This is a genomic window from Pelomonas margarita (assembly GCF_043555875.1).
In the GTDB taxonomy this organism is placed as follows: domain Bacteria; phylum Pseudomonadota; class Gammaproteobacteria; order Burkholderiales; family Burkholderiaceae_C; genus Pelomonas; species Pelomonas margarita.
Genome location: NZ_JBIGHW010000002.1, coordinates 85189 through 105841 on the forward strand (window position 1 = coordinate 85189; position 20653 = coordinate 105841).

At 70.1% G+C, this 20653-nt stretch carries 23 protein-coding genes; 14 read left to right on the top strand and 9 right to left on the bottom strand.

Features of this window, described 5'->3' with window-relative positions; translation table 11 throughout:
- Nucleotides 1–77 precede the first annotated feature (77 nt).
- Nucleotides 78–1778, top strand: a complete 1701-nt coding sequence (locus tag ACG0Z3_RS03995) for an NAD(P)/FAD-dependent oxidoreductase (protein ID WP_394395530.1) — start codon at nt 78–80, stop codon at nt 1776–1778.
- A 9-nt stretch (nt 1779–1787) separates the two neighbouring features.
- Here the strand turns inward: ACG0Z3_RS03995 and ACG0Z3_RS04000 are convergent, their stop codons facing one another.
- Nucleotides 1788–2132, bottom strand: coding sequence for a c-type cytochrome (locus ACG0Z3_RS04000; RefSeq protein ID WP_394396247.1), 345 nt, complete (start codon nt 2130–2132; stop codon nt 1788–1790).
- Between the two features lie 23 nt (nt 2133–2155).
- The gene (locus tag ACG0Z3_RS04005; RefSeq protein ID WP_394395532.1) at nt 2156–2410 is read right to left on the bottom strand and encodes a hypothetical protein; all 255 of its coding nucleotides are present in this window, start codon (nt 2408–2410) and stop codon (nt 2156–2158) included.
- A 26-nt stretch (nt 2411–2436) separates the two neighbouring features.
- On the opposite strand from ACG0Z3_RS04005, the gene ACG0Z3_RS04010 reads away from it, so the two are divergent.
- Complete coding sequence (locus ACG0Z3_RS04010) at nt 2437–2718, top strand: DUF427 domain-containing protein (protein WP_394395534.1); 282 nt, start codon at nt 2437–2439, stop codon at nt 2716–2718.
- Here the strand turns inward: ACG0Z3_RS04010 and mltA are convergent, their stop codons facing one another.
- The 3 genes from mltA to apaG all read right to left on the bottom strand — a co-directional run bounded on the left by mltA (nt 2719) and on the right by apaG (nt 6291).
- Nucleotides 2719–3777: a murein transglycosylase A gene (gene mltA, locus ACG0Z3_RS04015; RefSeq protein WP_394395535.1), complete on the bottom strand. Its 1059-nt coding sequence runs from the start codon at nt 3775–3777 to the stop codon at nt 2719–2721.
- Nucleotides 3778–3955: 178 nt separating this feature from the next.
- Nucleotides 3956–5920: a site-specific recombinase gene (locus ACG0Z3_RS04020; protein WP_394395536.1), complete on the bottom strand. Its 1965-nt coding sequence runs from the start codon at nt 5918–5920 to the stop codon at nt 3956–3958.
- Nucleotides 5917–6291 carry a Co2+/Mg2+ efflux protein ApaG gene (gene apaG, locus ACG0Z3_RS04025; protein WP_394395539.1) on the bottom strand — a complete coding sequence of 125 codons (375 nt, stop codon included), beginning with the start codon at nt 6289–6291 and terminating at the stop codon, nt 5917–5919. Before apaG ends, ACG0Z3_RS04020 begins: the two co-directional genes overlap by 4 nt.
- Nucleotides 6292–6353: 62 nt before the next feature.
- Between apaG and ACG0Z3_RS04030 the strand changes: the two genes are divergently transcribed.
- From ACG0Z3_RS04030 to ACG0Z3_RS04045, 4 genes are read left to right on the top strand one after another with little or no spacing between them, the layout of a single operon-like run.
- Entirely contained in the window at nt 6354–7100 is a 747-nt protein-coding gene (locus tag ACG0Z3_RS04030; protein WP_394395542.1) for a substrate-binding periplasmic protein, read from the top strand.
- Complete coding sequence (locus ACG0Z3_RS04035) at nt 7097–7717, top strand: DNA-3-methyladenine glycosylase I (protein WP_394395544.1); 621 nt, start codon at nt 7097–7099, stop codon at nt 7715–7717. The genes ACG0Z3_RS04030 and ACG0Z3_RS04035 overlap by 4 nt, the downstream gene beginning before the upstream one ends.
- A gap of 11 nt (nt 7718–7728) precedes the next feature.
- Nucleotides 7729–8412 carry a ribulose-phosphate 3-epimerase gene (gene rpe, locus ACG0Z3_RS04040; protein WP_394395546.1) on the top strand — a complete coding sequence of 228 codons (684 nt, stop codon included), beginning with the start codon at nt 7729–7731 and terminating at the stop codon, nt 8410–8412.
- A gap of 5 nt (nt 8413–8417) precedes the next feature.
- Nucleotides 8418–8891: a low molecular weight protein-tyrosine-phosphatase gene (locus ACG0Z3_RS04045; RefSeq protein WP_394395548.1), complete on the top strand. Its 474-nt coding sequence runs from the start codon at nt 8418–8420 to the stop codon at nt 8889–8891.
- 3 nt (nt 8892–8894) lie between these two features.
- Here ACG0Z3_RS04045 and ACG0Z3_RS04050 read toward each other — a convergent pair whose 3' ends face one another.
- Genes ACG0Z3_RS04050 through ACG0Z3_RS04060 form a run of 3 tightly spaced genes read right to left on the bottom strand, consistent with a single transcriptional unit; the run spans nt 8895 to nt 11787 of the window.
- Complete coding sequence (locus tag ACG0Z3_RS04050) at nt 8895–9806, bottom strand: pseudouridine-5'-phosphate glycosidase (protein WP_394395549.1); 912 nt, start codon at nt 9804–9806, stop codon at nt 8895–8897.
- Complete coding sequence (locus ACG0Z3_RS04055; RefSeq protein ID WP_394395550.1) at nt 9803–10711, bottom strand: carbohydrate kinase family protein; 909 nt, start codon at nt 10709–10711, stop codon at nt 9803–9805. The genes ACG0Z3_RS04050 and ACG0Z3_RS04055 overlap by 4 nt, the downstream gene beginning before the upstream one ends.
- A 41-nt stretch (nt 10712–10752) precedes the next feature.
- On the bottom strand, nt 10753–11787 hold the full coding sequence (locus tag ACG0Z3_RS04060; RefSeq protein WP_394395551.1) for an SGNH/GDSL hydrolase family protein: 1035 nt from the start codon (nt 11785–11787) through the stop codon (nt 10753–10755).
- A gap of 166 nt (nt 11788–11953) precedes the next feature.
- Here ACG0Z3_RS04060 and alaC point away from each other — a divergent pair, with 166 nt between their 5' ends.
- A complete protein-coding gene (gene alaC / locus ACG0Z3_RS04065) occupies nt 11954–13174 on the top strand; it encodes an alanine transaminase (RefSeq protein ID WP_394395552.1) in 1221 nt (406 codons plus the stop codon).
- Complete coding sequence (gene gph / locus ACG0Z3_RS04070) at nt 13171–13827, top strand: phosphoglycolate phosphatase (RefSeq protein WP_394395553.1); 657 nt, start codon at nt 13171–13173, stop codon at nt 13825–13827. Before alaC ends, gph begins: the two co-directional genes overlap by 4 nt.
- 159 nt (nt 13828–13986) lie before the next feature.
- Here the strand turns inward: gph and ACG0Z3_RS04075 are convergent, their stop codons facing one another.
- Nucleotides 13987–14583: a chalcone isomerase family protein gene (locus tag ACG0Z3_RS04075; protein WP_394395555.1), complete on the bottom strand. Its 597-nt coding sequence runs from the start codon at nt 14581–14583 to the stop codon at nt 13987–13989.
- Nucleotides 14584–14855: 272 nt separating this feature from the next.
- Here ACG0Z3_RS04075 and trpE point away from each other — a divergent pair, with 272 nt between their 5' ends.
- The 6 genes from trpE (at nt 14856) to ACG0Z3_RS04105 (ending at nt 20565) form a co-directional block, all read left to right on the top strand.
- Nucleotides 14856–16343 carry an anthranilate synthase component I gene (trpE, locus tag ACG0Z3_RS04080; protein ID WP_394395557.1) on the top strand — a complete coding sequence of 496 codons (1488 nt, stop codon included), beginning with the start codon at nt 14856–14858 and terminating at the stop codon, nt 16341–16343.
- A 76-nt stretch (nt 16344–16419) separates the two neighbouring features.
- Nucleotides 16420–17004: an anthranilate synthase component II gene (locus ACG0Z3_RS04085; RefSeq protein ID WP_394395558.1), complete on the top strand. Its 585-nt coding sequence runs from the start codon at nt 16420–16422 to the stop codon at nt 17002–17004.
- An 86-nt stretch (nt 17005–17090) separates the two neighbouring features.
- Complete coding sequence (ltaE, locus tag ACG0Z3_RS04090; RefSeq protein ID WP_394396248.1) at nt 17091–18050, top strand: low-specificity L-threonine aldolase; 960 nt, start codon at nt 17091–17093, stop codon at nt 18048–18050.
- A gap of 3 nt (nt 18051–18053) precedes the next feature.
- Complete coding sequence (gene trpD / locus ACG0Z3_RS04095) at nt 18054–19091, top strand: anthranilate phosphoribosyltransferase (protein ID WP_394395559.1); 1038 nt, start codon at nt 18054–18056, stop codon at nt 19089–19091.
- Entirely contained in the window at nt 19088–19882 is a 795-nt protein-coding gene (trpC, locus tag ACG0Z3_RS04100; protein WP_394395560.1) for an indole-3-glycerol phosphate synthase TrpC, read from the top strand. The genes trpD and trpC overlap by 4 nt, the downstream gene beginning before the upstream one ends.
- A complete protein-coding gene (locus tag ACG0Z3_RS04105) occupies nt 19879–20565 on the top strand; it encodes a uracil-DNA glycosylase (RefSeq protein ID WP_394395562.1) in 687 nt (228 codons plus the stop codon). The genes trpC and ACG0Z3_RS04105 overlap by 4 nt, the downstream gene beginning before the upstream one ends.
- Nucleotides 20566–20653: the final 88 nt, after the last annotated feature.

Genomic DNA, 20653 nt, shown 5'->3' on the forward strand with positions numbered 1-20653 from the left:
CCAGCGCCTGAAGATCCACCACACACAGGCCCTGCGGGGCCTGTTTGTTTTTGTCGGCTAACTATCGACCAAGCAACATGATTCGCATCACCGAACTCCGCCTGCCGCTCCACCATGCCGAGGACGCGCTGCGCCCGGCCGTGCTGGCCCGCCTGAAGCTGGCCGACACCGAACTGGCCGCCGTCCACGTCTTCCGCCGCGGCTACGACGCGCGCAAGCGCAGCGACATCCAGCTGGTCTACACGCTGGACTGCACGCTGAGTGAGGGCATCGACGAGGCCGCCGTGCTGGCGCGCTTCGCGGGCGACCACCAGATCCGCCCCACGCCCGACACCGGCTACCACTTCCTGGCTCAGGTGGGCGAGCACACCGGCCCGCGCCCGGTCGTCGTCGGCTTCGGCCCCTGCGGCCTGTTCGCCGCGCTGATCCTGGCGCAGATGGGCCTGCGCCCCCTTGTGCTGGAGCGCGGCAAGTCGGTGCGCGAGCGCACGCAGGACACCTGGGGCCTGTGGCGCGAACAGAAGCTGCACCCCGAAAGCAATGTGCAGTTCGGCGAGGGCGGCGCCGGCACCTTCTCCGATGGCAAGCTGTGGAGCCAGATCAGCGACCCGCGCCACCTCAGCCGCAAGGTCCTGACCGAGTTCGTTAAGGCCGGTGCGCCGGAGGAGATCCTCTACGTCAGCAAGCCCCACATCGGCACCTTCCGGCTGGTCAGCATGATCATCAAGATGCGGGCCGAGATCGAGGCGCTGGGCGGCGAGATCCGCTTCCAGCAGAAGGTGACCGACCTGCACCTCGAGAACGGTGCCGTGCGCGGGTTGACGCTGGAATCCGGCGAGCAGATCGCCGCCACCCACGTCGTCATCGCGCTGGGCCACAGCGCGCGCGACACCTTTCAGATGCTGCACGCACGCGGCGTGCAGATGGAGGCCAAGCCCTTCTCCATCGGCTACCGCATCGAACATCCGCAGTCGCTGATCGACGCCGCCCGCTTTGGCGCCAACGCAGGCAACGAGATCCTCGGCGCGGCCGACTACAAGCTGGTGCACCACGCCAAGAACGGCCGCGCCGTCTACAGCTTCTGCATGTGCCCGGGCGGCACCGTCGTGGCCGCCACCAGCGAGGAGCACCGCGTCGTCACCAACGGCATGAGCCAGTACTCGCGCAACGAACGCAACGCGAATGCAGGCATCGTCGTGGGCCTGACGCCTGAGGACTACCGCCAGGACGGCAAGAAGGACGGCAGCCCCGTGAACCCGCTGGACGGCATGGCCTTCCAGCGCCTCTGGGAAAGCCGCGCCTACGAGCTCGGCGGCGGCGGCTACCTGGCACCGGGCTCGCTGGTGGGCGACTTCATCAAGCGCCAGGTCAGCAAGGAATTCGGCGACGTGGCGCCCAGCTACAAGCCCGGCGTCACGCTGACCAACCTGCAGGCCAAGGGCCACGGCTCCCTGCCAACCTACTGCCTGGAAGCTATACGCGAGGCCCTGCCCGCCTTCGCACGACAGATCCGCGGCTTCGACCGGCCCGACGCGGTGCTGACCGGCGTGGAAACACGCACGTCCTCGCCGCTGCGCATCAACCGCAGGCGCGACTATCAAAGCCTCAACGTGCGCGGGCTGTTCCCGGCCGGTGAAGGCGCGGGCTATGCGGGCGGGATCATGAGCGCCGGTGTCGATGGCATCGAGGTGGCCGAGGCGCTGGCGGCGGACCTGCTCGGCCTGCCGGATGCGCCGGTGCTGCAGGGCAAGGGCGCCAAGGCGGGTGGGCAGGTGTAGAGCCGCGGCTCAGCGCGAGCCCGACTCCGCGCTGGCCAGGTAGGCCAGCAGGTCGGCCACCTTCTGCTCGTTGAGGCCCACGCCCCAGTAGCGCATCTTGGTGCCGGGCACCACGTCGCCGGGGCTGCGCAGAAAGGCAGTCAGCGTGGCCTGCGACCACACCAGGCCCGAGCCCTTCATGGCCGGCGAGAACGCATAGCCCGGCAGGCTGCCGGCCTTGCGGCCCACCAGGGCATTCAGGTGTGGCCCGAAGCCATGGCGGGCGGCCGGCCCCACCGCGTGGCAATTGGCGCAGGACGCGTACAGCTGGCGGCCGGCCGCCACGTCGCGGGCCGCCGCCGCCAGCGGCACCATCAACGCAAGCAGGGCCAGCGCCTTCACGAGGCCTCGCCTGGCTGCGGCGCCAGCATCTCGATCAACTCCTTCGCGAACGCTAGCGCGTCCTCGGGGAGCTCGAAGTGCATCTCGTTGTTGAGCTCGACGACCTCGCCGTCCGGCCCCTTGTGCACCACCGACCAGCCGCCCGCGCCGCCGTCGATGGCCAGCACGCCGAACTGGCCGGGCGCCAGGTCGCGCGCGCTGCCGCCGGTGAGCACGATGTCGCGGCCGAGGTGGGAGTGGTAGCGTTTCATCCCATGCATTGTCCCCAGGAGACGACATGAAAGCAGTTTGGAACGGCATCACCCTGGCCGAGAGCGACGACACCGTCGTCGTCGAAGGCAACCACTACTTCCCCGCCGAGTCGCTGAACACGCAGTACACGACCTTCAGCAACCACGTGTCGCGCTGCGCCTGGAAGGGCGAGGCCAAGTACCTGAGCCTGCTGGTCAACGGCGAGATGAACCCGGATGCCGTCTGGACCTACCCCGACCCGCTGCCCGCCGCCGCCGAGATCAAGGGCCGCTACGCGTTCTGGAAGGGCGTGAAGGTCATCGAGTGATCAGGGCCTGAGGCCCTGCGGCAGCAGCGCCCACAGCCGCAGCGGCTGGCGGGTGCGGCCGGCGCGCAGCGCGGCCTCCTCGCCCCAGCCCCAGAAGAAGTCAGCCCGCACCGCGCCCGTGATGGCGCTGCCGGTGTCCTGGGCCAGCACGAGCCGGCGCAGCGGCGCGGGCGGCGTGCCGGGTGACCAGGGCTCGGTGCTGTCCAGCCACAGCGGCGTGCCCAGCGGGACGATGCTGCGATCCACCGCCACCGAGCGCCCCGGCGTCAGCGGTACGCCCTGGGCGCCGCGCGGGCCGACGCTCGCGTCCGGCAGCGCTTCCTCGCGGAAGTAGACGACACGCGGGTTCACCGCCAGCGCGTCGCGCACCTGGGCGGGGTTGCGGCGTGCCCAGTCGCTCAAGGTCCGCGGCGTGGCGTCGGCCACCTCGCCCCGGTCCAGCAGCGCGCGGGCAACGGACTGGAAGGGCTGGTCGTTGTGCCCGGCCCAGGCCACGCGGCTGAGGCGCTCGGCGCCCGATGCGTCGCGCACCAGCAGGCGGCCCGAGCCCTGCACCTGCAGCTGCAGCAGCGCGAAGGGGTCCTCCACATAGGCCAGCGCCAGCGCCTCGAAGCGCGGGTGGCCGTCGATGTCGCGGCGCGGCAGGCGGCGCAGCGCGGGGTCGGCCGGCAGCGCGTGCAGCGGCCACTGGAAGGCGCCCTGGCGCGTGCGCGTCGCCAGCAGCACCGGCTCGAAGTAGCCCGTCAGCAGGCCGGTGGTGCTGCCGTCGTCGGCGGCCAGCTGCCAGGGGCGCAGGTGCTTCATCAGCAGCAGCGTCAGCTCCATCGCGTCGGACGGCGGCTGCAGCGCGACGCGCGCGCAGAACTCGGCCCAGCCGGGCGCCGGTCGCTGGCAGCCGGCCCGCAGCGCGGGCCACGCGGCGAGCAGGTCGTCGCCGCCCCAGCCGGGCAGCGCCTGCCAGTCCACGGCCGTCCAGCGGCCGGCCGCACGCGGCTCGGCGGCGGCCGGTGCCGGCCGCGCTGCAGGCACGGGCGTGGCCTCGCGGGACGGCGGCTGCAACGGCGGCGAGGAGCAGGCGGCCAGGCTTCCTAGAATCGCCGCCACCGCTGCACGCGCCCACCTGCCTGACATGCTGCTCATCCTGCTCGAAGCCCTTGGCGCGTTGGCCATCCTCGTGTTCATCGTCTGGTGGACCATGTTCTCGGGCCGCAACAAGGGCGAGCGCAAGGAAGACTGATCACTTCGGCGGCACGAGGAAGCTCAGCGGCGCGCGGCGCAGCCGCTGGCGGATGGCGGCGTAGACGCGCTGGCGGTCGGCCAGCCGCACGCCGCGCGAGCGAAGCGCCACCTTGAAGGCGCAGAAGAAGCTCACGCCGACGTTCAGCAACCCGATCCCCGCGATGGCCAGCACGCAGGACCAGAAGGCCCAGGTCGCCATCACCGGCCAGCCCAGCGCGCCGACGGCCGCCGCCAGCTGGCCGGTGGACAGCGTCACGTGCCGCACCTCCACGCCCAGGCCGAAGAAACCCAGCAGCGCCGGCACCAGGCCCAGCATCAGGCCCAGGCTGATGTTGGCTGCCAGGCCAGAGATGTTGGCGCGCCACCAGTGCGACCAGCGCTGCGCGCGCGCGCGGCCCAGCATCGAGACGATGCCCGGGTTCCAGGCGATGGCGCTGTCCAGCCGGTGGAAGACGAACCAGTTCTCCACCCAGCCGGCGATCAGGCTGGCCGAGAACAGCAGCGTGCCCGTGAAGGCCGCGAACAGCAGCGAGGGGCCCAGCAGGTCCAGCGAGTGCAGCACGTACTCGGCCTCGTGCGGGCCCACCAGCGGCAGGCCGAACAGCGCCTGGCACAGCAGCTGCACGCCCAGCACCAGCGGCGCGACGATGGCCAGGTTGCCCAGGATGCCGGCCACCTGCGAGCGCGTGAGGTGGGTGACCTCGTCGACGAAGCCCTCCAGGCCGTCGTCGCGGTCCACGCCCTGCAGCTTGTCGGCCAGCGCGGGCGCCGTCATGGCGGGCTGCTTGGTGGCCACCGTCCAGTGCAGCAGGTGGATGAGCACGAAGCTCAGCGCGTAGTTCACGCCGGCCCAGAAGCCGCCCCAGAAGGCCGTGAAGCCCAGCAGGCCGATGAAGAACTTGGCGAAGGTGGTGCCGGCGATGACGGCGCCGCCGCCGGCCGCGCGCGCCAGCATGTCGCGGTACTCGGCGCGGTTGCGGGTGATGTAGTGCTCGCCGGTCTCGGCGCTGCGCTCGGCCACCTTGCGCGCCAGCAGCGAGTAGTGGCGCGCGAACAGCGTGCGCAGGCTGCGCCGCTCGTGCACCACGCGCACCAGGCCGGCCACCAGCCGCAGCAGCTCGCGCTGCGGCGCGGCCGACACCAGGCAGGACAGCAGCGCCTCGATGCGGTCCAGCCGCGCGGTGAGCTGCTCGACGGAGAACATCAGGTCCACCGACACGCCGTGCGCCTCCAGGTGCTCGGGCACCGTGAGTGCGGCCGCGCGGCAGCGGTCCAGCAGCGCGCGCAGGTATTGCAGCGCGGGCGACAACGCCTCGCCGCCTGGCTGCGCCAGCGCGCGCTCCACGGCCTCCCAGGCCGCGGGCAGCTGGTGGAAGGGCCGGTCCTGCAGCAGCAGCGCATCCATGCGCACGCGCAGCGCGCCGGCCAGGCCGGCGGCATGCACATGGCTGACGAGCACCGTCACGGCCGCGCGCATCTCCACGCGCCAGCCCTCATCCGGCGCCGCCGCGAACAGCAAGCTCAGCCGGGCCAGCAGCTCGTCGTCGATGGCGGCCATCCAGCCCTCGTCCTGCTCATCGCCGAACAGCAGCTCGAACAGCGCGGCCAGGTCGCGCGTGTCGGTGGTGGCCGGCAGCACACGGCGGCGCAGCCGGCCGAGGAACTCGTGCCACAGCGCCATGCGCGGCGCAAAGCCCACCTCAGCAAACAGGCTGACGGCGTCCACGTCGTTCCACACGCCGGCGATGACGTCGGCGAACTTGCCCGCGTGCTCGGGGTGGCGCTCCAGCACGTTGAGCAGGTGCTTGAGCCGCACCAGCGGCAGCGGCGTGCCGGCCGCGGCGCTCGGCTCGCGCGGGGCGTGGCGCAGCCACTCCAGCAACCGCACAAGCCACAGGTTGCGTTCGGCCAACACGGCCTGCGGATCCGCTGCGTTCAGCAGCGCGGTGAGGTCCCAGCTCAATGGAGTGACGCGCTGTCGGCGAGCAGGAACTCGGCCACTTCGGTGTAGAACACCTCGCAGGCCTCGGTCACGCACAGGAAGCGGCCGCGCATGCTGCCCTGCGGCGTGCCGATCTGGGCCCAGGAGCCGTACTGGAAGCTCTGCCCGGGCGCGAGCACCGGCTGGTGACCCACGACGGCCAGGCCGTCGACACGCTGCACCTGCCCGCGCGCATCGGTGATCTCCCAGTGCCGGCCCACCAGCTGGGCCATCACGTCACCGGTGTTCTCGATGGTGATGGTGTAGCTGTAGGCGTACAGGCCCTGCTCGAGGTGGGTCTGCTCGGGCAGCGCCTGCACGGTGACGCTGCAACTGAATCGGGGGTTGGCCATCGGGTGATTCTGCCGGGCCGGCGCTATGCTCGTCCCATGTCGATCAGGAAGCGTGATCCTAAGTGCTGCACCAGTTCTGGGTGCTGATCGCGCTCGCGGGCGCTGCCGCCCATGCGCAGCAGCCCCTGACCCTGCGCACCGCTCAGCAGAGCGGCTCCATCGTCAAGTACGACACCAACACGCCGGCCCGGCCGGGGCTGTGCCTGGAGATCCTGCGCGCCGTCGAGCGCGTCGACCCCACATTGCGCTTCACCGGCCTGACGCAGAAGCTGCCGCTCAAGCGCGTGGAGCGGCTGCTGGCCGAGCGTGAAGTGGACGTGTTCTTCTGCCTGCTGAAGTCCCCCGAGCGGGAGCGGCAGTGGCGCTATGCACCGGTGCCGCTGTACGTGATCCGCCACGTCGTCGTGCAGCGCATCGACGATGGCCGCCACTTCGACACGCTGGCCCAGCTGGCGCAGGCCAGCCGCGCCAAGCGGGTGCTGGTCATGCGCGGCACGGCCATCGCGCGCCACCTCGTGAAGGCGCAGGTGGCCATCACCGAGGTGGGCTCGGAGCGCGAGGCGCTGCAGATGCTGTCCATGGGACGCGCCGACATGGTCTACGGCCAGGACATCAACCTGCTGCGCCACATCCACGAATCGCAGATGGGCACGCAGGTGAAGCTGGGCCGCACCGTTTTCCAGGAGGAGCCCCAGTACCTCGCGCTGCGCGCCGACCTGCCGGCCGCGCACGAGGAGCGCCTCACCAATTCCTTGCGCAAGCTCGACAAGGACGGCACGCTGCGCCAGCTGACGGAGAAATACCGATGAGCCCCAAACCCCTGTACCTCCCGCCCGACAGCCGCCCGCGCTGCGCCTGGTGCGCCGCCGCGCCGGGTGATGACACCTACCTGCGCTATCACGACGAGGAATGGGGCCGGCCGGTGGCTGACGACTTCCGCCTGTTCGAGAAGCTGTGCCTCGAAGGCTTCCAGAGCGGCCTGTCGTGGCGCACCATCCTGAACAAGCGCGAGGCCTTCCGGGCCGCGTTTGCCGGCTTCGACTTCCACCGGGTGGCGCGCTTCAGCGAGGCCGACGTGGCCCGGCTGCTGCAGGACGCCGGCATCGTGCGCCACCGCGGCAAGATCGAAGCGGCCATCCACAACGCGGCGCGCTGCGTGGAACTGGTGGCCCAGGAGGGCTCGCTGGCGGCCTACCTGTGGCGCTTCGAGCCGGCACAGAACTCGGTGGCGCACAACCTGTCGCAGTCGCCGGCGTCGGAGGCGCTGTCCAAGGACCTGAAGCGCCGCGGCTGGAAGTTCGTCGGCCCGACGACGATGCATGCGCTGATGCAGGCCATGGGCCTGATCAACGACCACCAGCCGGGCTGCCACCACTGGGCCGAGGCGCAGCAGGCGCGAGACAGGTTCAGCAGGCCCGGCTCCTAGAATGCCGGCCCATGGCCGCCCCTGACTACCGCATCGCCCCCAGCATCCTGTCCGCCGACTTCGCCCGCCTGGGCGAGGAAGTGCGCAACGTCCTGGCCGCTGGCGCCGACTGGATCCACTTCGACGTGATGGACAACCATTACGTGCCCAACCTGACCTTCGGGCCCATGATCTGCGAGGCGCTGCGCAAGCACGCCGTGAAGCCCGACGGCACGCCGGCCATCCTGGACGTGCACCTGATGGTGCAGCCGGTCGACAGCCTGGCACTGGCCTTCTGCCGGGCCGGTGCGGACATCGTGACCTTCCACCCCGATGCCAGCACCCACGTGGACCGCACGCTGCAGCTCATCAAGGGCGAGGGCAAGCAGGCCGGCCTGGTGTTCAACCCCGCCACGCCGCTGGACGTGCTGGAGTGGGTCATCGACAAGGTCGACCTCGTCATGCTGATGAGCGTGAACCCCGGCTTCGGCGGCCAGAGCTTCATTCCGTCGTCGCTAGCCAAGCTGCGCCGGGTGCGCGAGATCATCGCGCGCTCGGGCCGTGACATCCGCGTCGAGATCGACGGCGGCGTCAAGGTGGACAACATCCGCGAGATCGCCGACGCGGGCGCCGACACCTTCGTCGCCGGCTCAGCCATCTTCGGCAAGCCGGACTACAAGGCCGTCATCGACGCGATGCGCCAACAGCTCGCCTGAGCGCGATGGCCGCCGTCCTGCTCGTCTGCACCGCCAACATCTGCCGCTCGCCGATGGCCGAGGCCATCTTCAAGGCCAGGCTGGGCGGGGTGTTCAACAGCATCACCTCGGCCGGCGTGCACGCCGACCCACGCGGCGGCCCGGTGGACGCTCGCGCTGCCGCAGCCCTGACGCGGCACCAGTACAGCCTGGACCGCAAATGGCGCTCGCGCCGCGTGGACCCGGCCGCACTGGGCGACTACGACCTCGTGCTGGTGATGGAGGCCGACCACGCCGACGCGCTGCGCAGCAAGGCCGCGCCGGCGCATCACGCGCGCATCCGGCTGCTGAGCGACTTCCTGCCCGACATGGCCGGCCAGGACATCCCCGACCCCTACTTCGGCCCGGTGGCCGGCTTCGATGCCGTCATCGGCATGCTGGAGCGCGCCGCCACCCGGCTGCTGGCGCAAAGCCGCGAGGGCCGGCTGCCGGCCGGCTGAGCCTCAGGCGCCGCGCAGCGCGATCGCCAGCCGGGCGCCGACCACGGCGTTGTGCTTGACCAGCGCGATGTTGGTCGCGAGGCTCCGGCCGCCCGTCAGCGCCTTGATGCGCGCCAGCAGGAAGGGCGTGATGGCCTTGCCGGTGATGCCCTGCACATTGGCCTCGGCCAGCGCCTGCGCCGTGATGGCGTCGATCTCCTCGCGTGGCATGGCGGCCTGCGCCGGCACCGGGTTGCTCACCACCACACCGCCGCCCAGGCCCAGCGCCCACTTGGCGCGGATGAAGCGGGCCTGCGTGGCCGCGTCGTCCAAGCGGAAGTCGGCCTTCAGCCCACTGTCGGGCGTGAAGAACGCGGCGAAGTTGTCCTGCCCCACCGACAGCACCGGCACGCCATGCGTCTCCAGGTACTCCAGCGTCAGGCCGAGGTCCAGGATGGACTTGGCGCCCGCACACACGACGGCCACGGGCGTGCGCGCCAGCTCCTGCAGGTCGGCCGAGATGTCGAAGCTGGTCTCGGCGCCGCGGTGTGCGCCGCCGATGCCGCCGGTCACGAACACCTCGATGCCCGCCAGGTGCGCACAGATCATGGTGGCCGCCACGGTGGTGGCGCCCAGCTGGCCGATGGCGATGGCATAGGGCAGGTCACGGCGGCTGAGCTTCATCGCGTCCGGCGCCTGGGCCAGCTGCTGCAGCTCCGCATCGGTCAGGCCCACGCGGATGCGGCCGCCGATGACGGCGATGGTGGCCGGCACGGCGCCCTGGGCGCGGATGACGTCCTCCACCTCGCGGGCCGTGTCCAGGTTCTGTGGCCAGGGCATGCCGTGGGCAATGATGGTGGATTCGAGCGCCACGACGGCGCGCCCCTCGGTGCGGGCGGTGGCCACTTCGGGCGAGAGCTGGATCAGGTCGTTCATCGGTTCAACAGGAAGTCAGGGGTGAGGTCGGGGTGGACGCTGTCCTCGGTCTGCAGCGTCAGCGCTGCCAGGTCCAGGCCCAGCCGGGCAGCCGCGTCGAAGTCGGTGGGGTCGCGCAGCAGCGCGGCGCAGACGCCGGCCGACAGCGCATCGCCCGCGCCGGTCACGTCCACCACAGGCACGGCCGGCGCGGCCCAGTGGCGCGGCGGCTGGCCGGGTTCGCTCAGCAGCAGGCCCTGCGCGCCCTGCGACACCAGCACGCAGCCCACGCCGCGTGCATGCAGCCGGGCCAGCGCCTCGTCAGGCTCAGCTGCCACCGTGGCCAACTCGCAGGCATTCAGGATCAGCAGATGCAGGCCGCCCAGCTGCTCGGGCAGCCGCTCCATCTTGGCCTCGGACACGGCCACGCCCACCAGCGGGATGCCGCTGTCGCGCGCCTCAGCCAGCAGCAGCGGCCAGGCGTCGGTGGGCAGGTTGCCATCGGCCACCACCAACGCCGCGCCGGCCCGCAAGGCCCGGCTGGCGGCCAGCGCCCAGGGGTTGAGCCGCTCCACCAACGGCATGGACGCCAGGCCCAGGTGCAGGCTGCCGTCGGGCGCCAGCACGGCCGTGTAGCTGTCGCTGGCATGGCGGCGCAGCCGGATGACGGCCTCGGTGGCCATGCCCACCTGCGCCGCCTGCGCCATCAGCATCTGCCCGCCGGCGTCGTCGCCAACCACCGCAATCAACGCCACCGGCAGGCCCAGCCGGGCCAGGTTCTCGGCCACGTTGCGCACCACGCCGCCCGGCGTCTCGTGCGCTTCGCAGGGGTTGGACGAGCCCGCCAGCGCCGTGGACAGCAGCTTGAGCTTGCGGTCGACGTTGAGACCGCCGATGCAGACGATGGGAGCAGGAGGATGGCTCATCGCCCGATTTTATGGACCCGCTCCTGCGGGCCCGGCCGAGCTCAGCCGCGACGGCGGCGGCGCGCGACGCCGCCCAGCGTCGCCAAGCCCAGGGTGAACAGCAGCACCTGAGCCGGCTCGGGCACGGCCACGGCCAGGGCCTGCTGGCCCAGCACCGCATGCAGTGCCGCAGTCGGGTGCTCGTAGTCGAAGTACAGGTAGTTCTGTGGCGTGCTGCAGAGGGTGGGCGCCGGGCCACCAGGCAAAGCGGCACCGCTCACTTCGCCGGTGAAACAGGCGCTGGTCACATTGCTGAAGCCATGGGCAGCGGGGTTGGTGGTGATGTCGGTCTGCGTCTGGAAGACGTCGAAGGTCCGGATGTCCAGGGAGGCGAAGTCCGTCTGGGACAGCGTGCGCTGCAGCGCGTCATTGAACGACAGGCTGACGTTTTGCGCCAAGGTGGTCAACGCCGGCACGTTGACGCCACGGATGGCAGGCACCAGGGACAGGTCCGGCAGGTTGGGGATCAGGAAATGCGTGGCCCCGCGGCTGGACAGCTCGGCGATGGCGCCGCCGATGCCCTGCATGGCGTTGCCGATCGCGGACCGAACAGCGGCCGAGTTGCCACGCGCAGCGGCGCCGATGGCGTCCGACATGTCGTTGGCACCGATCCACAGCACATACAGTCCGCCCGCGTCGGCAACGGCATGGTCGCTGGTGAACGCGCTGATCTGCTGGTTGAAGCTCAGTGCCGTGGACGGCAGGCCGGGATTCACATAGCTGACCCGCGCGCCACCGAAGGCGTAGTTGGTGCCGCCCTGCAGCGACGGCGCCGCCGAAAGGCCCAGGCCCTTGGCGAGGTGGTCGACGTAGGACAGCCCGTTGGTGAAGCGGCCCGTGTTTGTGCCGTCGGTGTAGATGGACGCCACCGGCGCCGCACCGCCCGTGATCTGCAGCACGTTGCCCGCGTCCGACAGGCTGTCACCGAAGACGTAGAGACTGGAGTACGGGCCAGCGTGCGCCAGCGCCGCCATGCCGACGCCGGCGGCCAACAGCGCGGTTTGGCGCATCAGTTGCTGCAGAAAACGAGGACGCATGGGCAGTCTCCAGTGATGTGAAAGGCGGCGAGATTCTGTGGGCAACACGCGCCGGGGCGTGTCCTCCAAACAGCGGACAAAGGTCCATCGCTTACCATGTTGTCGACCGGATCACTCAGGCCCGGTCACGTCGCTCGGACGGTTCCGGGCGCTTACGTACATCGACATGACCTCTTCGTCTTCCGCCTCCGGCGGCAAGCGCCGCTTCGCGCGCATCGACCGCCTCCCGCCCTACGTCTTCAACATCACGGCCGAGCTCAAGCTGGCTGCCCGCCGACGCGGGGAAGACATCATCGACATGAGCATGGGCAACCCCGATGGGGCCACGCCGCCGCACATCGTCGCCAAGCTCGCCGAGGTCGCGCAGCGGCCCGACACCCACGGCTACTCGGCCAGCAAGGGCATCCCGCGCCTGCGCCGCGCCATTGCACACTGGTATCAGCGCCGCTACGGCGTCGACATCAACCCCGACACCGAGGCCATCGTCACCATCGGGTCGAAGGAAGGCCTGGCCCACCTGATGCTGGCTACGCTGGACCGCGGCGACACCGTGCTCGTGCCCGACCCCAGCTATCCCATCCACATCTACGGCGCCGTCATCGCCGGTGCCGACATCCGGGCCATCCCGGTCAGCAGCGAAGTGGACTTCTTCGCCGAGCTGGAGAAGACCATCCGCGGCAGCTACCCCAAGCCCAAGATGATGGTGTTCGGCTTCCCGTCCAACCCGACGGCGCAGTGCGTGGAGCTCAGCTTCTTCGAGCGCGTCGTGGCGCTGGCCAAGAAGCACGACATCCTCGTCGTGCACGACCTCGCCTATGCCGACATCGTGTTCGACGGCTTTGTGGCGCCATCCATCATGCAGGTGCCCGGCGCCAAGGACGTCGCGGTGGAGTTCTTCACGCTCAGCAAGAGCTACAACATGGCCGGCTGGCGCATCGGCTTCATGGTCGGCAACCCCGACCTCGTGGCCGCGCTGGCCCGCATCAAGAGCTATCACGACTACGGCACGTTCACGCCACTGCAGGTGGCGGCCATCGCCGCACTGGAGGGAGACCAGCAATGCGTGAAGGACATCGCCGCCAGCTACCAGCGCCGCCGCGACGTGCTCTACAAAGGCCTCACCGAAGCAGGCTGGACCGTCGACTGCCCCAAGGCCAGCATGTACATCTGGGCGCGCATCCCCGAGCCCTACCGTGAGCTGGGCTCGCTGGAGTTCGCGCGCCAGCTGCTGGAGAAGGCCAAGGTCTGCGTGTCGCCCGGCATCGGCTTCGGCGACCACGGCGACGGCCATGTGCGCTTCGCCCTCATTGAGAACGAGTCGCGCATCCGCCAGGCGGTGCGCGGCATCAAGGCCATGTTCAAGGCCGACGGATTGATCAAGCCATGACGCACACAACACCCCAAGCCTGCATCCTCGACCTCGACGGCACCCTCGTCGACACGCTGGGCGACTTCGTCGCTGTGCTGGGCCTGACGCTGGCTGAGCTGGGTCTGCCGGCCGTAGGCCGCGACTTTGTGGAGCACACCATCGGCCGCGGCGGCGAGAACCTGGTTCGCCAGACGCTGGCGCATGTGGGCGCCGCGCCGGCGCTGTTCGAGCGCGCCTGGGCGCTGTACCAGCAGCACTACGCGGCCGTGAACGGCGAGCATGCGGCCGTCTACCCGGGCGTCATCGAGGGGCTGGGTGCGCTGCGCGCGCGCGGCCTGCCGCTGGCCGTGCTGACCAACAAGCCGGTCGCCCCGGCGCGCGAACTGCTGCAGCGCAAGGGACTGGCGGGTTACTTCGACCAGGTCTTCGGCGGCGACAGCTTCGAGCGCAAGAAGCCCGACCCGCTGCCGCTGCTCAAAACCTGCGAGGCGCTGGGCACGCCGCCGTCAGCGACGTGGATGATCGGCGACTCCCGCAACGACGCCGAGGCCGCGCAGGCCGCCGGCTGCCCCGTGGTGCTGGTGACCTATGGCTACAACCACGGCGAGGACATCCACGCCGTGGCGGCCCGACAGCACGTGGGCCGCCTGGGTGAAATTCAGCTTGGCTGATGCAAGGTGGATGGCTTGCGGGCCGAGCGCCGGGCCGCTCCCAAGCCGGCCCGCCTGGGCGATGGGCGAGCGGCTCAATGCCGCGAGCATCGCCGCCCCCTCGGGGGGCCGCCCGGACTGCCCGCGTTCAGCGGGGCAGGCCGGGCGAGGGGATCCAGTTCAGCGGCGTCCCTTCTTGACGCCCAGCAGCGCGTCCTTCAGGCCGCTGTCAGCCGGCTTGTCGCCCAGCCAGATACGCAGCAGCGCCGAGAAGAACTCGGGCTCCTTGATGGTCTCGCCGATGGCCTTGCCGTTCAGGAGCACGGTGGAGCCCAGGCCGGGCACGTAGTCCACCGAGAAGTTGTCGCCGTTGTTCAGCTGCTTGCGGCTGGCGAAGATCTCGCTGAGCTTGAGCACGCCGTTGATGGACTTGACGAACTCCTCGCGCGGCGCGTTGTCCTCCATGCCCTTGGTGAACAGCTTGCCCAGCTCGTTGCCATCGATGTCGCGCAGCATGCTGATGTGGATGCGCTTGGGGCCGGGCGCGGCCAGCACCTCGGCGGTCGTGCCGGCCTTGGTGGTCAGGTACAGGCCGGCCGTGTAGACCTTGACGACAAACTTGTAGCGGATGCCGGCGCCGTTGAGCTGCAGCTTCTGGCCGGCCAGGTCCACCGCCGACTCGTACTTCACGTTGCCGACCTCGACCGCCTGGGCCGAGGCACTCATCCCGCTCAGGCTGCTGACGGCCAACACGGCCGCAGCCACGAATGCACGCATGTCTCTTCTCCGTTGTCTGGCCGCGATGGCGGCGTCTCCGTGAGCCGAAGTATGGCCCGGCTGCCGAAAAACCCCGCTGATACACTGACCGCCATGTTCATCACGCGCAAGCACATCACGGGGTCGAGCGACCGGGGAGCCTGGCCCTGGCGTCGCTGGTTCACTGCCGCCTGATGCCGCTTGGCGCGCCCTGACGCGCTCTTCATTGCGTTGCCCGATCTCCCCCGGGCTGCACGCCAAGCCCTGAATCTGTCTTTTCAAGGTTTGACGTCGTGATCACTGAACTGGAATTCCAGAGCCTCGCCGCCGAGGGCTACAACCGCATCCCGCTGATCAGCGAGGCCTTTGCGGATCTCGAAACCCCGCTGTCCCTCTACCTCAAGCTCTGCGCCGGCGCAGGCCCCGGGCGCAACAGCTTCCTGCTGGAGAGCGTCGTCGGCGGCGAGCGCTTCGGGCGCTACTCCTTCATCGGCCTGCCCTCGCGCACGCTGATCCGCGCCACCGGCACGCTGTGCGAGGTCGTCACCGACGGCGCCGTCGTCGAGACGCATGAGGGCAACCCGCTGGACTTCATCGCGGCCTACCAGGACCGCATCAAGCCCAAGATCCCCGCAGGCCTGCCGCGCTTCTGCGGCGGCCTGGCCGGCTACTTCGGCTACGAGGCCGTGCGCGCCATCGAGAAGCGCCTGGCCGCGACCCGAAAGTCCGGCGGCCTGGGCACGCCCGACATCCTGCTGCTGCTGAGCGAGGAAGTCGCCGTCATCGACAACCTGTCCGGGCGGCTCTACCTCATCGTCTGGGCTGACCCGCGCCAGCCCGAGGCCTACTTCCGCGCCACCAAGCGGCTGACGCAGCTGCGCGACAAGCTGCACTACTCGGTCAGCGTGCCGCGCGTGAACCGCAGCGAATCGCACCCGGTGCAGCGTGATTTCTCCAAGGCCGAGCTGATGGCCGCCGTGGAGCGAGCCAAGGAATACATCGCCGCGGGCGACCTGATGCAGGTCGTCATCGGCCAGCGCCTGGCCAAGCCGTTCAAGGCCGAGCCCATCGCGCTGTACCGGGCGCTGCGGGCGCTGAACCCCAGCCCCTACATGTACTTCTACGACTTCGGCGACTTCCAGGTCGTGGGCGCCAGCCCCGAGATCCTGGTGCGCGAGGAGCATGCGGCCGACGGGTCCCGCAAGGCCACCATCCGGCCGCTGGCCGGCACCCGCCCGCGCGGCGCCACGCCGGAGCGCGACGTGGCGCTGGAGGCCGAGCTCAAGGCCGACCCCAAAGAGCGGGCCGAGCACCTGATGCTGATCGATCTGGCCCGCAACGACATCGGTCGCATCGCCCGCACAGGCAGCGTGCAGGTCACGCAGGCCTTCGATGTCGAGCGCTACTCGCACGTCATGCACATCGTCTCCAACGTCGAGGGCACGCTGCGGCCGGAGGTGGGGCAACTGGACGTGCTGAAGGCCACCTTCCCCGCCGGCACGCTCAGCGGCGCGCCCAAGGTGCGCGCGATGGAGCTCATCGACGAGCTGGAGCCCGTGCAGCGCGGCATCTACGGCGGCGCCTGCGGCTACCTCAGCTTTGCCGGCGACATGGACCTGGCCATCGCCATCCGCACCGGCATCGTCAAGGACGGCACGCTTTACGTGCAGGCGGCGGCTGGCATCGTGGCGGATTCGGTGCCTGAACTGGAGTGGCAAGAAACCGAGGCCAAAGCAAGGGCGCTGCTCCGTGCAGCTGAACTCGTCGAGGAGGGCTTTTGATGACACCCACGCTCACTTCGTTCACTGCCCCCCGAGGGGGCGCGGCCTCCCTTGGGGCGGTCCGGCGGGAGGCCACATGCTGCTGATGATCGACAACTACGACAGCTTCACGTTCAATATCGTCCAGTACTTCGGTGAGCTGGGCGCAGACGTGACCGTGGTGCGCAACGACGAGATCACCGTGGCCGAGATGGCCGCGCTGAACCCCGACCACATCGTCTTCTCCCCCGGCCCCTGCACGCCCAACGAGGCGGGCGTGTGCGTGGAGGCCATCCAGCACTTCATCGGCAAGAAGCCGCTGCTGGGCGTGTGTCTGGGCCACCAGTCCATGGGCCAGGCGCTGGGCGGCAGGATCATCCGTGCGCAGCGCCAGATGCATGGCAAGGCCAGCACCATCACGACCGACCAGCGCGGCGTGTTCAGCGGCCTGCCGCAGAGCTTCTCAGTGATCCGCTATCACTCGCTGGTCATCGAGGAAGCCACCTGCCCCGAGGTGCTGGAGATCACCGCGCGCAGCGAGGACGGCGAGATCATGGGCGTGCGCCACCGCGCGCTGGCCGGCACGGCCACGCCCTGCGAAGGCGTGCAGTTCCATCCCGAGTCCATACTCAGCGAGCATGGCCACGCGATGCTGCGCAACTTCCTTGAGCTGAAGCCGTGAGCGACTACGCGCCCTCGTCCGGCGCAAGCGCCCGAGGCGCCGTGGTGGACCTGCGCAGCGACACCGTCACGAAGCCCACGGCGGCGATGCGCGAGGCCATCGCGCGCGCGGCGGTGGGTGATGACGTCTTCGGCGACGACCCCACCGTCAACGCGCTGCAGGAGCGCGTGGCCGCGCTGCTCGGCAAGCAAGCTGCGCTCTTCATGCCCAGCGGCACGCAGAGCAATTTGTGCGGGTTGCTGGCGCACTGCGGCCGGGGCGACGAGTACATCGTCGGCCAGCTGGCCCACACCTACCGCTACGAAGGCGGCGGTGCGGCCGTGCTGGGCAGCATCCAGCCGCAACCGCTACCCAACCAGCCCGACGGCACGATCTCGCTGGACGACATCGCCGCCGCCATCAAACCAGACGACCCGCACTTCGCCCGCACGCGGCTGCTGGCGCTGGAAAACACCTGGAACGGCAACGTGCTGCCCGCCGGCTATGCCGAGGCCGCCTGCGACCTGGCCCGCTCGCGCGGTCTGGCCACGCACCTGGACGGCGCCCGGCTCTTCAACGCCGCCGTGGTCACGGGCCGCACGGTGGCCGCGCTGGCCGAGCCGTTCGACTCGGTGTCAGTCTGCTTCAGCAAGGGGCTGGGCGCGCCCGTGGGCTCCATGCTGGTGGGCTCGGCCGCGCTCGTCGCCCAGGCGCGCCGGGTCCGCAAGATGGTGGGCGGCGGCATGCGCCAGGTGGGCCTGATGGCTGCTGCCGCGGACCACGCGCTGACCCACCACGTCGACCGCCTCGCCGATGACCATGCGCTGGCCCGGCGCCTGGCCACGGGCCTGGCGGCGCTGCCGGGTGTCACGGTCACGCCACCGCAGACCAATATCGTTTTCGTGCAGGTGGCCGACGGCCGCGGCCCGGCCCTGCTGGTGCACCTGCAGGCGCGCGGCGTGCTGGCCACCGGCCTCATCGGCCTGCGCTTCGTGACCCACCTGGACGTCGATGCCGCCGGCATCGACCACGCCATCGCCGCTGCGGCGGACTTCTTCAAGAGCTGAGCCATGCCGATCACCGACACCGAAGCCCTCACCCGCGTCATCGAGCACCGCGAGATCTTCCACGACGAGATGCTGACGCTGATGCGCCGCATCATGGCTGCCGAGATGTCGCCGGTCATGGCCGCCGCGCTGCTGACCGGCCTGCGCGTGAAGAAGGAAACCATCGGCGAGATCACCGCCGCCGCGCAAGTGATGCGCGAGCTGAGCAACAAGGTACCGCTAGGCCCGCAGCCCCACCTCGTCGACGTTGTCGGCACCGGCGGCGACGGCGCGCACAGCTTCAACATCTCGACCTGCTCGATGTTCGTCGCCGCCGCCGCGGGCGCGCAGGTGGCCAAGCATGGCAACCGCAGCGTCAGCAGCAAGACTGGCAGTGCCGACGTGCTGGAGGCGCTGGGCGCCAACATCCAGCTAACGCCACGCCAGGTGGCCGCCTCCGTCGCCGAGTGCGACATCGGCTTCATGTTCGCGCCCAACCACCACCCGGCGATGAAGAACATCGCGCCGGTGCGCCGCGAGCTGGGTGTGCGCACCATCTTCAACATCCTGGGTCCGCTGACCAACCCGGCCGGCGCACCCAACATCCTGATGGGCGTGTTCCACCCGGACCTGGTGGGCATCCAGGTGCGCGTGCTGCAGCGCCTGGGCGCCGAGCATGCGCTGGTCGTCTACGGCAAGGACGGCATGGACGAGATCTCGCTGGGCGCGACGACGCTGGTGGGCGAGCTGAAGGACGGCGCCATCCGCGAGTACGAGGTGCACCCCGAGGACTTCGGCTTTTCGATGGCCAGCAACCGCAGCCTCAAGGTGGAAGGCCCGGAGCAGTCGCGCCAGATGCTGGTCGGCGTGCTGGACGGCCAGACTGGCCCGGCCCGCGACATCGTGCTGCTGAACGCCGGCGCCACGCTGTACGCCGCCAACGTGGCGGCCAGCATTACCGACGGCATCGCCCGCGCCCGCCAGGCGCTGGACAGCGGCGCTGCGCGTGCCAAGCTAGACGCCTTTGTGAAAACCACGCAGGGCCTGGGAGCCGCAGCATGAGCGTCGACATCCTGAACAAGATCGTCGAGGTCAAGTGGGAAGAGATCGCTGCCGCCAAGACCAAGCGCTCGCTGGCCTCGCTGCGCGAAGAAGCGGAAGGCCGGCGCGGCGAGCAACGCGGCTTTGAACGCGCACTGCGCGCCAAGATCGCCACCGGCCTGCCCGCCGTCATCGCCGAGATCAAGAAGGCCAGCCCCAGCAAGGGCGTGATCCGCGCCGACTTCCAGCCCGCGGCCATCGCCGAAAGCTACGCCCGCCACGGCGCCGCCTGCCTATCCGTGCTGACGGACGAGCGTTTCTTCCAGGGCGCGGTGCCCTATCTGCAGGCCGCCCGTGCCGCTTGCGAGCTGCCCGTCATCCGCAAGGACTTCATCGTCGACGAATACCAGGTCATGGACGCCGGTGCGATGGGCGCCGACTGCATCCTGCTGATCGCGGCCTGTCTGGCCGACTCGCAGATGGCCGACCTCGAAGCCGCCGCCCACGCCATCGGGCTGGACGTGCTGGTGGAGGTGCACGACGGCGACGAGCTAGACCGCGCGCTGACGCTCAAGACGCCGCTGGTGGGCATCAACAACCGCAACCTGCGCACCTTCGACGTGACGCTGGACACCACGCTGGGCCTGCTGCCGCGCGTGCCGGCCGACCGCCTGTTGGTGACGGAAAGCGGCATCCTCGGCGCGGCCGACGTGAAGCGCATGCGGGACGCGAACGTGAACGCCTTCCTGGTCGGCGAGGCCTTCATGCGCGCGCCCGACCCGGGTGCTGCACTGGCAAACTTGTTCGGATGAACTTCCCGCTGAACCTGCCCGACACCGACTGGCGGCCCGTCGTCGACGCCTGGGCCGCCAGCCCCGTCGGCCAGAAACTGCTGGCCTACTTGGCCGAGCGCCATGCGGCCGGCGCCACCATCTACCCACCCGAGCCGCTGCGCGCGTTGACGCTGACGCCGCTGTCGCAGACACGCGTCGTCATCCTCGGCCAGGACCCGTACCACGGGCCCGGCCAGGCCGAGGGCCTGTCGTTCAGCGTGCCCGAGGGCATGCCCTTCCCGCCCAGCCTGCGCAACATCTTCAAGGAGATCCAGCGCGACCTCGGCAAGCCCTTCCCCCCCACCGGCAGCCTGGTGCGCTGGGCCGAAGGCGGCACGCTGCTGCTGAATGCCGTGCTGACCGTGGAGGACGGCCAGGCCGCCAGCCACGCCGGCAAGGGCTGGGAGGTGCTGACCGACGCCCTCATCCGCGCGGCCGCCCAGGACCCGGCACCCAAGGTCTTCATGCTGTGGGGCAACTACGCCCAGGCCAAGGCGCCGCTGATCGAGGCCGCCGGCCAGGATCACCTCGTGCTGAAGGCCAACCACCCGTCGCCGCTGTCGGCCCTGAAGCCGCCGCGGCCCTTCATCGGCTGCGGTCATTTCTCGACGGCCAAGGCCTGGCTGGAGGAACGCGGGCGGGGCGCGCTGCGCAGGGCCTGACGACGGTTGATTGTTGCGCCAGCAGCAACTCGCCGTTCTATCTGACGGGCTTACTCATTCGGGCCCAAGTTTCTACAGTGACCATCCA

Excerpts from the sequence above, each read along its gene's own strand:
- ACG0Z3_RS03995 (WP_394395530.1), top strand. The coding sequence starts at position 78 with ATGATTCGCATCACCGAACTCCGCCTGCCGCTCCACCATGCCGAGGAC.
- ACG0Z3_RS04000 (WP_394396247.1), bottom strand. The coding sequence starts at position 2,132 with ATGGTGCCGCTGGCGGCGGCGGCCCGCGACGTGGCGGCCGGCCGCCAG.
- ACG0Z3_RS04005 (WP_394395532.1), bottom strand. The coding sequence starts at position 2,410 with ATGAAACGCTACCACTCCCACCTCGGCCGCGACATCGTGCTCACCGGC.
- ACG0Z3_RS04010 (WP_394395534.1), top strand. The coding sequence starts at position 2,437 with ATGAAAGCAGTTTGGAACGGCATCACCCTGGCCGAGAGCGACGACACC.
- apaG (WP_394395539.1), bottom strand. The coding sequence starts at position 6,291 with ATGGCCAACCCCCGATTCAGTTGCAGCGTCACCGTGCAGGCGCTGCCC.
- ACG0Z3_RS04035 (WP_394395544.1), top strand. The coding sequence starts at position 7,097 with ATGAGCCCCAAACCCCTGTACCTCCCGCCCGACAGCCGCCCGCGCTGC.
- rpe (WP_394395546.1), top strand. The coding sequence starts at position 7,729 with ATGGCCGCCCCTGACTACCGCATCGCCCCCAGCATCCTGTCCGCCGAC.
- ACG0Z3_RS04045 (WP_394395548.1), top strand. The coding sequence starts at position 8,418 with ATGGCCGCCGTCCTGCTCGTCTGCACCGCCAACATCTGCCGCTCGCCG.
- ACG0Z3_RS04050 (WP_394395549.1), bottom strand. The coding sequence starts at position 9,806 with ATGAACGACCTGATCCAGCTCTCGCCCGAAGTGGCCACCGCCCGCACC.
- ACG0Z3_RS04055 (WP_394395550.1), bottom strand. The coding sequence starts at position 10,711 with ATGAGCCATCCTCCTGCTCCCATCGTCTGCATCGGCGGTCTCAACGTC.
- ACG0Z3_RS04060 (WP_394395551.1), bottom strand. The coding sequence starts at position 11,787 with ATGCGTCCTCGTTTTCTGCAGCAACTGATGCGCCAAACCGCGCTGTTG.
- alaC (WP_394395552.1), top strand. The coding sequence starts at position 11,954 with ATGACCTCTTCGTCTTCCGCCTCCGGCGGCAAGCGCCGCTTCGCGCGC.
- gph (WP_394395553.1), top strand. The coding sequence starts at position 13,171 with ATGACGCACACAACACCCCAAGCCTGCATCCTCGACCTCGACGGCACC.
- ACG0Z3_RS04075 (WP_394395555.1), bottom strand. The coding sequence starts at position 14,583 with ATGCGTGCATTCGTGGCTGCGGCCGTGTTGGCCGTCAGCAGCCTGAGC.
- ACG0Z3_RS04085 (WP_394395558.1), top strand. The coding sequence starts at position 16,420 with ATGCTGCTGATGATCGACAACTACGACAGCTTCACGTTCAATATCGTC.
- ltaE (WP_394396248.1), top strand. The coding sequence starts at position 17,091 with ATGCGCGAGGCCATCGCGCGCGCGGCGGTGGGTGATGACGTCTTCGGC.
- trpD (WP_394395559.1), top strand. The coding sequence starts at position 18,054 with ATGCCGATCACCGACACCGAAGCCCTCACCCGCGTCATCGAGCACCGC.
- trpC (WP_394395560.1), top strand. The coding sequence starts at position 19,088 with ATGAGCGTCGACATCCTGAACAAGATCGTCGAGGTCAAGTGGGAAGAG.
- ACG0Z3_RS04105 (WP_394395562.1), top strand. The coding sequence starts at position 19,879 with ATGAACTTCCCGCTGAACCTGCCCGACACCGACTGGCGGCCCGTCGTC.